Consider the following 10,241-nt stretch of genomic DNA (forward strand, 5'->3'; position numbering starts at 1 on the left):
AATGTTATGAAGGATTTGAGTTTTAAGACAATTGGGCAAATGCATGAGTACTTTAAGGAGGCTGAACCGGAGAATCCTTTGTTTAGTATTTTGCATACAGTAGTTGCAGATGCTGATAGTGTCGCTTGTGAAGAGGACCCGGAGCCTGTTAAAATAAACAACCATTTCTATTCCATAAGTTTTAAGAACATCATCCGGGGTGAGATATTGTACGGTCGCACTCAATATGATTGCGATAAAGGGTCGATGTTATTTATGGCGCCTGACCAAACCATGATTATGAAAGGGATTGTGATCAGTAAAGAGTCGTGGCACATTGCTTTCCACAAAGATTATCTGAATGGTCACGAGTTGTTTGACCGGATAAAAAAGTACAACTACTTCAACTATAATGTCAATGAAGCTTTGCATTTGTCTCCCAGGGAAGAGAAGGTGATGAAATCGGTGTTTGAGAATATTTATGCTGAGTATCACAACAACCAGGATGAGTTCAGCAAGGAAATCATTATCTCTCATTTGGAAACCCTTTTAAAATACGCCGACCGTTTTTATAAGCGTCAGTTTATAAACCGTCAGATCATTAATAAGGCCATGTTTACACGCTTCAAAGAAATTTTAAATAATTACTTTGATTCAAACAAACTGGAAGAAGAAGGTATCCCTACAGTGGATTGGTTGGCCAGTCAATTAGGTGTTAGTCATCGTTATATGAGTGATAGCATTAAAAATGAAACAGGTAAAACAGCTGTTGACCAAATTAATCTATACTTGATTGAAGAAGCAAAAAATCTGTTACTGAATCCCAATGCAAGCATTTCAGAAACAGCCTATAAATTGGGCTTTGAATATCCGCAGTATTTTTCTCGTTTGTTTAAAAAGAAAGTGGGTATGAGCCCAAAGTCTTATATTGAGAACAGCTTATTAAATTAGTTAAAACCGGCTTAGGCCGGTTTTTTTATACCCGTTTATAGTCTTTTTCTGCCTAGAAACTGCTCTTGGAAAAATTGTATACGTCAAATACAAAATAGTTTAAGTCATATCTACCTTGACTGACCGACCTTTGTATTAATAATTTTGTCAACATCAAAGTGTGAAGGTTATAGCAGTTATCGGAGAAACTTGCTGGTATTAATTACAAATTCTAAAAAACATAGCCAATGGATATTTTAAAGACGGCAACCGATTGGGCAAAAGACGAAGTTTTCTCGTCAACATTTTTCATCCTTTTCGGAATCTTATTTGTTTTGGCAAGCATAGGATTCTGGCAATTAGGAAAAACTGAAGTGGCTAAAGCATTTACGTTACCGACCTTAGTGGCCGGCATCTTACTTTTGACTATAGGACTTGGATTATTATTTACCAATAAGTCAAGAATTACTGACTTTGAAACTACATACAATAGTAATCCTTCAGCATTTGTAGAATCAGAAATTGTTCGTGCCGAAAAAACTTTGAACGAATACCAGGGCGTCGTTTTCAAAATTATACCGCTGATTATTACTGTATTTGCGTTGTTAATCATTTTCATTGACAAACCAATTTGGCGTGCAATCAGCATTACAACAATTGCCATGATGGCGATTATTCTAATGATAGACAGCAATTCCAGCGCTCGACACGAAGCCTATAAAGAACAATTAGTAGAATACAAGGGAGAAATTAACGGTCCGGATTGTAATTAAACATGAACTAAAAGAACAATTAAATGAATAATAATCAATTTGGTAAACAAGGGTGGACACCCGAAAGATTAGGAAATTTAAGTGATAAAAATTTCGTGATAACAAGAGCAAATGCAGGATCCGGCTTTGAAGCTACTAAGATTCTTTTAAGCAAAGGTGCAGAGGTGGTTATGCTTAACAGAAGTGAAGAAAAATCGAATAAAGCGATTGATGATCTTAAGGAACAGTTTGGAGCAGATGCAATATTTCAACTATAAATAATAATGTCATGAAGTACAAAAGTTTAGGAAATACAGGATTATATGTTTCTGAGTTGACACTTGGAACCATGACCTTTGATAACGAAGGTGGCGCTTACGCAGGATTAATCGGAGCAACGGGACAGGAACTGGCCACTAAAATGGTTAACCTGGCATTGGATGCGGGTATTAACATTTTTGATACAGCCAATGTATATAGTTCAGGCGTATCGGAAACTATGCTTGGCAAAGCGTTAGGTGCTAAAAGAAAAGATGTATTGATTGCTACCAAGGTATATAGTACCTTAACTACCGGACCAAATGATCTGGGTACAAGTCGCCTGGCAATTATGCGAGAAGTGGAAGCCAGTTTGAAGCGTTTAGGAACCGATTACATCGATCTATATCAGGTTCATAGCTTTGATACAACAACACCACTTGAAGAAACATTAAAAGCATTGGATGACCTGGTTCGTCAAGGTAAGGTGAGGTACATCGGACTTTCCAACTTCAGTGCATGGCAGATAGCTAAAGCTGACGGATTGGCGAAATTATTGGGCACTGAAAAATTCTGCTCGGTTCAGGCATATTATTCACTGGTAGGGCGTGAATTGGAAAGAGAAATTATACCTGCCTCTATGGATTTAGGATTGGGAACATTGATATGGAGTCCGTTAGCCGGAGGATTTTTAAGTGGGAAATACACTCGCCAGGGAGAAGCATCGGGGCGACGAGCTAATTTTGACTTTCCACCAATTGATAAAGAGAAGGGTTTTGATGTTGTGGATAAATTGAAAGAAATTGCAGAAAGTAAAAATGCTTCCGTGGCACAAATTTCATTGGCATGGTTGCTTCACAAACAAGGTGTTACAAGTATAATAATTGGAGCACGAAAGGAAGAACAACTAATTGACAACCTGGCCGCTGCCGATATAGCATTAAGTGATGAAGAGATAAAACAACTGGATGAAGTCAGCGCTTTGAAACCAGAGTATCCTCAATTGATGCCTCCAATGCAACGTGGAGAGAGCTTGTTTAGCCGCTTCAAAAACGAGTAGTGATCTAATATATATGTATAAGATAACATCTTTGGTTTGTTGCTGTTATCTAAAGATAGCAATAGTAACCAAGGATGTTTTTGTAGTTTTACTCAAGCTTTGTATCGATGATTCATTTAAACTTTAAAAATATTACGGAATTTACACAGTCTCAGAATTTACCAGAACCAGAGAATCCGCTTTTTTATGTGGGACATAAAGAGTTAAAGGCTAATGAAATAGAGGATTGTGTTACATCCAATGAAGAAGTTAGCTATACGAACCAATTTTATTTCATCAGTTTAAAGAATATCATTTCGGGTGAGCTAATTTATGGTCGAACAAAGTACGATTGCAGTATCGGTACCTTACTTTTTACCGCTCCTAATCAGACCATTATAGCCAAAGAAATTGTAGTGAGTTCGGAATCCTGGTTTATTGCTTTTCATGAAGATTTTATTCGTGGATTAGAAATTCGGAAGCAGATTAAGAACTATAGTTTCTTCAATTATAACGTTAACGAAGCTTTACATCTGTCTCCGAAAGAGGAGCAAACCATAAAATCAATTTTCAAAAATATTGAAACAGAATACCACAATAATCAGGATGAGTTTAGCAAAGAAATTATCTTAACTCATTTAGAGGCCTTGTTAAAGTATGCCAATCGTTTTTACAAACGTCAGTTTCTAAATCGTCAAGAAATTAATAAAGCTTTATTAACCAGGCTTAAGAATGTTTTAGATGCTTATTTTGATTCCAATCAATTTGAAGAAAAAGGGATTCCTACAGTTGATTGGTTGGCTAAGGAATTATGCGTGAGTTACAAGTACATGAATGATACCATAAAGGCTGAAACAGGAAAAACAGCAGTTGATCAAATTAACCTCTACCTGATTGAAGAAGCTAAGAACTTATTACTAGCTCCCAATGCTTCCATCTCCGGAACTGCATATAAGTTGGGCTTTGAATATCCCCAATACTTCTCGCGCCTGTTTAAAAAGAAAACGGGAGTGAGCCCGAGAGAATACATTGAAAACGCACCACTGAATTAATGAGGTTGACTTTCAACCTAGAAGACAGTCTCTTTTTGTCCCTTACTTTTTCAAAGAAGCTTCATCGTAGAAATCTATACAATTCCAGATAATTTGTATACAGCACACCGACTTGTTGCATCATAACTTTGTATTACAATTTTAAATGATACGAAAATGAAACTGGCAGACAGACAAAAATCCTTTATGGGTATAGATTTAAATGGAAAAACAATAGTTTTTACTGGTGGTACTGATGGTATGGGCAAAGTTGCTGTTACAAAATTGGCTAAAATGGGTGCTACCATTATGTTACTTGGAAGAAACGAAGCAAAAACAAAGGCAATTGTTTCTGAACTCAATGCTATTTCAAAAAAAGAAAATACTCACTATATACATTGCGATTTGGCTTCGCAGGAAAGTATTAGAAAAGCTGCCAACACCATTCTTGATACATGTTCTAAAATTAATTACCTGATCAATTGTGCCGGAATAAATGTAGCCACCAGGCAAGTAACGAAGGAAGGATATGAAAAGAATTGGGCTATTAACCACCTAGGGGCCTTTTTGCTGACTAACTTATTATTGGAAAGAGTAAAAGAATCGGCACCGGCACGGATTATCAACCTGTCTTCGGCTATGGAAAAATATGGACATATTCGTTTCGATGATCTGCAGACAGTCCATAAATGGAGTTTATTGAAGACCTATTCACAGGCAAAGCTGGCTATGAATATGTGTACCCGAAAAATGGCAAAAGAACTAAAGGGTTCGGGAGTTACTGTAAATGCGCTTAATCCTGGATTTATAAAAACAAATCTGCTACGCGATCATAGTGGCTGGACAGCCCTGATTGGAGTTCCTTACATGTTCTTTTTTGCATCAAAACCGGAAGTAGGTGGCGATAGAATTTTACGATTAGCCCTATCAAAAGAATTTGAAGGCGTTACCGGTAAATTCATATTTGAGGATGCAGAAAGAGATCCTAATTCTGAAGCACTTAAAGAGTTACTGGTTGATAAAGTATGGGAAATATCAAAACAACATGTAGGTATAATATAAATAGGTTGCGAAGACAGCAAATTTCTTTTCGATTCTTTTGCTGAGTATTACGATAAATATATCAATTAACTGAATCTTTGTAATTTGCAAACAATGACAGAATTTCTAAAAATAAATACTTTAACTGAAATGTTTCGGATTTTGGAGATGCCCCCTCCAAAACATCCTTTAATTGCAATTATTGATTATTCTAAAACTCCATTCAATACAGCTATACCACTGTTTAAGGTTGTTTGTGACTTTTATCAAATCTCAATGAAAGGCGATAAAAATGGCTTTATAAAATATGGGCGTGAAACCTACGATTATCAAGAAGGTTCTCTGATTTATATAGGACCAGAACAGATTGTTGATTACAGTTTCGAGGAAAGCGAAGGAGTTACATCCGGATGGTCGCTCTTCTTCCATGCAGATTTAATCCGCACCTTTTCTCTTCAAAAAAAAATGAAAGAGTATGGCTTTTTTAACTACCAATCGTGCGAAGCCTTACATATTTCTGAGAAAGAGAAAGTGGTGGTTGAATCCATTATTTATAAAATTGAAATAGAGTTGGATTCAAACCTTGATGACTTTAGTGAAGAACTAATAGTAAGCAATATTGAATTGTTATTGAATTATTCCAAGCGTTTCTACAACCGACAGTTTATTACCCGTAAGCGGTTTAGTAGAAATACCATTACTCAGTTTACTGATTTATTGGAGGAATATTTTGAAAAAGGGTTACAAGAGAAATCAGGAATCCCCACTGTTCAGTATTTTGCAGATAAACTTAGTTTTTCACCAAACTACCTAAGTGATTTAGTTAGAAAAGGAACGGATAAAAGCATATTGGAACATATACATTATCATATAATAGAGCTGGCAAAAAATAAGCTTCTCAACTCTAATAGTAGAGTGTCAGAGGTTGCTTTCGATCTTGGCTTTGAATATCCTCAATATTTCTCGCGCCTGTTTAAGAAGAAAGTGGGTATGAGTCCAAAGGAGTATATTGAAAGTTCAACCTTGAATTAGTTTAATGTCGGCACTCCGCCGATTTTTTTGTACCTACCTGTAAAATGGCTATCCCTTACCGTAAAATGGCTACGTTTTGCGGATATTGCACCTTATACCTTTGTGATAAACAAATTAAAGCTATCACAATGGAAAATTTAAGCACAAAGGAACAACAAGAGATTAGGGCTAATATAGCGGGATTAGCCAAAGGCCTAACAAAGGTTGACCACCCTACTCCAATTTTAGAAAAACCATCTGATTATAATATGGAATTCTCAGATGTTTCCTTTTCCTCAATGGATGGTACTACTTTAGCAGCATGGTATATTCCTTCTGAAAACTCAGATAAGCTTATCATTTGTAACCATCCAATGACGTTTAATCGTTCTGGGTTTCCTGGACATTTAGAGCCGTGGAATCAGTTTAGTGATGTTAGGGTTAACTTTCTACCTCTTTATAAAGCACTGCATGATGCTGGCTATAACGTGTTAACCTATGATTTGCGAAATCATGGAGAAAGTGCATCAGCTGACAATAATGTTTGTGGCGTTGGTTTATTAGAGTACCAGGATGTTGTTGGAGCAATGCAATATGTGCAAAACCATGATGAGCTAAAAAAGATGAAAGTTGGTTTATTTAATCCATGTGCCGGAGGTGATGCTGCCATGGTTGCTATGACAAAACATCCTGAATATTTTGAAGATGTGAAAGCATTTGTTTGCCCACAGCCTGCATCCATGCATATAATGTCGCAGATAACATTAAAGAACATGGGCTTAGGAGACTATTTAGATGTTTTGGATGAAGAACAAATCAAATTGGGTGGATTTAAGAGCAGCGATATGTCCCCTCACAATTATGCCATGAATGTAAAAGTTCCAACCTTTATTATTCAAGTGAAAGACGATGTATGGACAATTCCTGATGATGTTCAAACAACTTATGATTTAATCCCGGGTAATGATAAAAAACTATTCTGGATTGAAGGAACTACAAAACGTTTTGTGGGCTATAACTACTTTGGCGAAAATCCTGAAATGATGATAGAATGGTTTGATAAGTATATGAAGTAAAATTTGATGATATGAAGAAAACAGTATTAATAACAGGCGCAAGCACAGGTTTTGGAAAACTAACCGCAAAAAAGTTTCAACAAGAGGGGTGGAACGTCATTGCAACAATGCGAAGCCCCGAAAAGGAAACAGAATTGATTCAATTAAACAATGTATTGGTCAATCAACTTGATGTAACTGATAACGAGTCTATTACAAAAGCTGTAACAGAAGGTTTGGAACGTTTTGGTAAGATTGATGTGTTAATAAACAATGCCGGATATGGAATTTTTGGTCCTATGGAAGATGCGAAAGAAGAACAATTCAGAAGGCAAATGGAGGTTAATTATTTTGGATTGATTAATGTTACAAAGGCCGTATTACCACATTTTCGTAACAACAAAAACGGTATCATTATCAACTATTCATCTATTGGCGGAAGGGTGACTTTCCCATACACATCCATGTATCATGCAACCAAGTTTGCTGTCGAAGGATTAACAGAATCACTTCAATACGAGCTGAATCCATTTGGTATACATCTGAAACTAATTGAGCCAGGTGCATTCAATACCGATTTTGCCAATCGCTCAATGGATTGGGTGGCTATTGAAGAGGATAATGAATATAAACCAAAGCTGGATGCTTTTCTAAAAGCGGCAGAAGTTATGATTCAGGCAGGACAAGATCCACAAGAAGTAGCTGATAAAACCTTTGAAGCAGCCACTGATAATACCAGCCAGCTAAGATACCCTGTTGGTGCCGATGCTGCTCAATTGCTTATTGCCCGCAGTCAAATGGACGATGTGCAATTTAAGGAAATGATTGCTGCGCAAATGGGCTTATTGTAATAGATAAAACCACAAAAATCATCGGATTAATTGATAATAATTTATCCGATGATTTCTGGTAATATTCCTAACTTTACTAAGCTTACAGTGCATATATGAAAGAAGTAATTAAAATAAACTCAATAAGTAAGTTGCACGAGATATTTGGTTATAAAAAACCAGTGCATCCATTAATTTCGCTCATTAATTTTTCGAAAGTTAAATTTCAAATAAGCAACGAGACTACCAGAGTTGTCCTGGGCTTTTATTGCATTATGCTGAAAAAATTAAATCAAGGTGAAGTAAAATACGGTCGAAAAGACATTGACTTTAACGAAGCTGCACTTTTATGTATGTCACCAGAACAACTTACTTTTTCTTCCGGCATTGAAGAGTCAGGCTCAGCTGAAGGTTGGGGCTTGTACTTTCATCACGATTTAATCCGTTCCAGTTTCCTAAATGATAAGATTAAGAGCTATAGCTTTTTCTCTTACGATATGAATGAGGCTTTGCATTTATCAGACAAGGAAAAGAATACTTTATATACAGTTGTTCAAACCATTCAGGAGGAGTTTAGTGCCAACCTCGACAATCACAGTCACGATTTGATTATATCAAACATTGAAGTATTACTGAATTACTGTAAACGCTTTTATGGCAGACAATTTATCACTCGCAGTCAACACAACAAAGGAATTGTATCTCAGTTTGAAAAACTCATCTCTGATTATTTCGATTCAGAACAAGTAAAGCTCAATGGGCTTCCATCGGTAAAGTATTGTGCTGAAAAACTGAACCTTTCACCAAATTACTTAGGCGATTTGCTAAAACAGGAAACAGGTAAAAGTGCCATCGAGCATATCCATTACCACCTGATTGAAAAGGCAAAAGACCTTTTATTAAATTCAGGGCAATCTATAAGTGAGATTGCTTACGACTTAGGTTTTGAACAACCACAGAACTTCAGTAAGGTGTTTAAAAAGAAAACGGGAGTGAGCCCGAGAGAATACATTGAAAAAGCACCACTGAATTAACCATATTTAAAAATTGCTATCATGCCATTTCAGCTAACTCAGAATTTAACGTCAAACCGAATTATCATTTTTTTATAATCTTACCAGTATCAAAGGAACCATTTGAATCTTGTAGTCTGTAGAAATAAATGGAAGGTTCTAAATGTCCCAAGTCTAATTGAAACTTATCATCACTTGTTATCTGCTTTGAATATACCATTTGCCCGGTCATGTTAAAAAGCTGAATCTGCTCGTAGGATTTGGTCTTGGTATCGGGTAATTCAATAAATACATATTCCTCAAAAGGCGATGGATATATTTTTATATTATCATTTTCTTCGCTGCTAACAATAGAAGTGGCAGCATTTACTGTAATCGTACCTTGCATACTTGCAGAATGTGGATTACATTGAAAACGGTACTCTCCGGCGATATCAAAAGTAAAACTATACTCCCATGGTGCAGCTTGTACAGCATTACCAAACGAAGTTGGGTTATTCGGAAATGTTGCAGTTGTGCCATTAACATTATGTGTTCCAAGAGTATTATTCCATGTAATAATATCTCCCTGATCTATTGTAAGGTCTGCCGGGCTAAATGAAAAATTGCTAACGGTCACATTCCAATTTGTTTGAGCATTGATAGTTACAAGGCAAAATGCTGTAAAAATCGTTACTAAGCAGAGTTTATTTGCAAGTGTATTCATGATTCATATTATTAATGTTAGTGATATAATAAGATGCAAATATCTTAATATCCGATACTTTTGTCAATGTGACGTTTTTTCCACTAATTGATTACAGTTAATCATTAATGAATTTCTTATTACTTAGAATAGGAGTGGTTTTTTGAATGCATATTCCATTGAAAAATAATTTGTGTCTATCTGTGCCATTTGTGGTTCAAAATTAAATGTAGTTTGAAATCAGGTATCTGAGTCTCCTTGGTTAATTCCTGGTTGTTTCTCATTAACATGATACCGTTTCTCACAATTCTTTTCAAGTTGCTGTCGTGATGTTGATTTTAGACCACTGAAATAAATGTAATTCACAGTTGATTGCTAACCAGCATATACACATTGCATGATCTGTGATAATAATGGCAAATGAGCATGGGGAAAGTTTTAGCCAAATGGCCGATAGTGATTGGTCTGTTACTGAATTTTTATAATGGCTATGGCCAGTTAAAGGAAATTAAAGTACAAAGTTTGTATTCACCGGAAATAAATTATTCCGCAACTAACAGGTCTGAACACTTTAATTTAAATGGTAGTGTGTACAGGGCAAATTTGAATAAAGCGTT

12 protein-coding genes are annotated in these 10,241 nt (G+C 36.0%); 11 read left to right on the forward strand and 1 reads right to left on the reverse strand.

Annotated elements, in window-relative coordinates; all coding sequences use genetic code 11:
- The first annotated feature begins 6 nt into the window (after positions 1-6).
- The 10 genes from AC4MRQ_RS08150 to AC4MRQ_RS08195 all read left to right on the forward strand — a co-directional run bounded on the left by AC4MRQ_RS08150 (position 7) and on the right by AC4MRQ_RS08195 (position 8,960).
- On the forward strand, positions 7-930 hold the full coding sequence (locus AC4MRQ_RS08150) for a helix-turn-helix domain-containing protein (protein WP_491197168.1): 924 nt from the start codon (positions 7-9) through the stop codon (positions 928-930).
- Positions 931-1,157: 227 nt separating this feature from the next.
- Entirely contained in the window at positions 1,158-1,682 is a 525-nt protein-coding gene (locus AC4MRQ_RS08155) for a hypothetical protein (protein ID WP_491197169.1), read from the forward strand.
- A gap of 23 nt (positions 1,683-1,705) precedes the next feature.
- The gene (locus AC4MRQ_RS08160) at positions 1,706-1,939 is read left to right on the forward strand and encodes a hypothetical protein (protein ID WP_491197170.1); all 234 of its coding nucleotides are present in this window, start codon (positions 1,706-1,708) and stop codon (positions 1,937-1,939) included.
- Between the two features lie 11 nt (positions 1,940-1,950).
- Entirely contained in the window at positions 1,951-2,979 is a 1,029-nt protein-coding gene (locus AC4MRQ_RS08165) for an aldo/keto reductase (RefSeq protein WP_491197171.1), read from the forward strand.
- Positions 2,980-3,086: 107 nt separating this feature from the next.
- Positions 3,087-4,010, forward strand: coding sequence for a helix-turn-helix domain-containing protein (locus AC4MRQ_RS08170; RefSeq protein ID WP_491197172.1), 924 nt, complete (start codon positions 3,087-3,089; stop codon positions 4,008-4,010).
- 156 nt (positions 4,011-4,166) lie between these two features.
- Positions 4,167-5,051: an SDR family oxidoreductase gene (locus AC4MRQ_RS08175; protein ID WP_491197173.1), complete on the forward strand. Its 885-nt coding sequence runs from the start codon at positions 4,167-4,169 to the stop codon at positions 5,049-5,051.
- A 93-nt stretch (positions 5,052-5,144) separates the two neighbouring features.
- Entirely contained in the window at positions 5,145-6,062 is a 918-nt protein-coding gene (locus tag AC4MRQ_RS08180) for a helix-turn-helix domain-containing protein (protein WP_491197174.1), read from the forward strand.
- Positions 6,063-6,190: 128 nt separating this feature from the next.
- Entirely contained in the window at positions 6,191-7,117 is a 927-nt protein-coding gene (locus AC4MRQ_RS08185; RefSeq protein WP_491197175.1) for an alpha/beta hydrolase family protein, read from the forward strand.
- Between the two features lie 11 nt (positions 7,118-7,128).
- Entirely contained in the window at positions 7,129-7,947 is an 819-nt protein-coding gene (locus tag AC4MRQ_RS08190; protein WP_491197176.1) for an SDR family oxidoreductase, read from the forward strand.
- 95 nt (positions 7,948-8,042) lie between these two features.
- Positions 8,043-8,960, forward strand: a complete 918-nt coding sequence (locus AC4MRQ_RS08195; RefSeq protein WP_491197177.1) for a helix-turn-helix domain-containing protein — start codon at positions 8,043-8,045, stop codon at positions 8,958-8,960.
- Between the two features lie 64 nt (positions 8,961-9,024).
- On the opposite strand, the gene AC4MRQ_RS08200 is transcribed toward AC4MRQ_RS08195, so the two are convergent.
- Entirely contained in the window at positions 9,025-9,645 is a 621-nt protein-coding gene (locus tag AC4MRQ_RS08200) for a plastocyanin/azurin family copper-binding protein (protein ID WP_491197178.1), read from the reverse strand.
- Positions 9,646-10,050: 405 nt separating this feature from the next.
- On the opposite strand from AC4MRQ_RS08200, the gene AC4MRQ_RS08205 reads away from it, so the two are divergent.
- Positions 10,051-10,241 (forward strand): hypothetical protein (locus AC4MRQ_RS08205; protein ID WP_491197179.1); only part of this gene is annotated, 191 nt, incomplete at its 3' end.

The organism is Carboxylicivirga sp. (assembly GCF_982718395.1).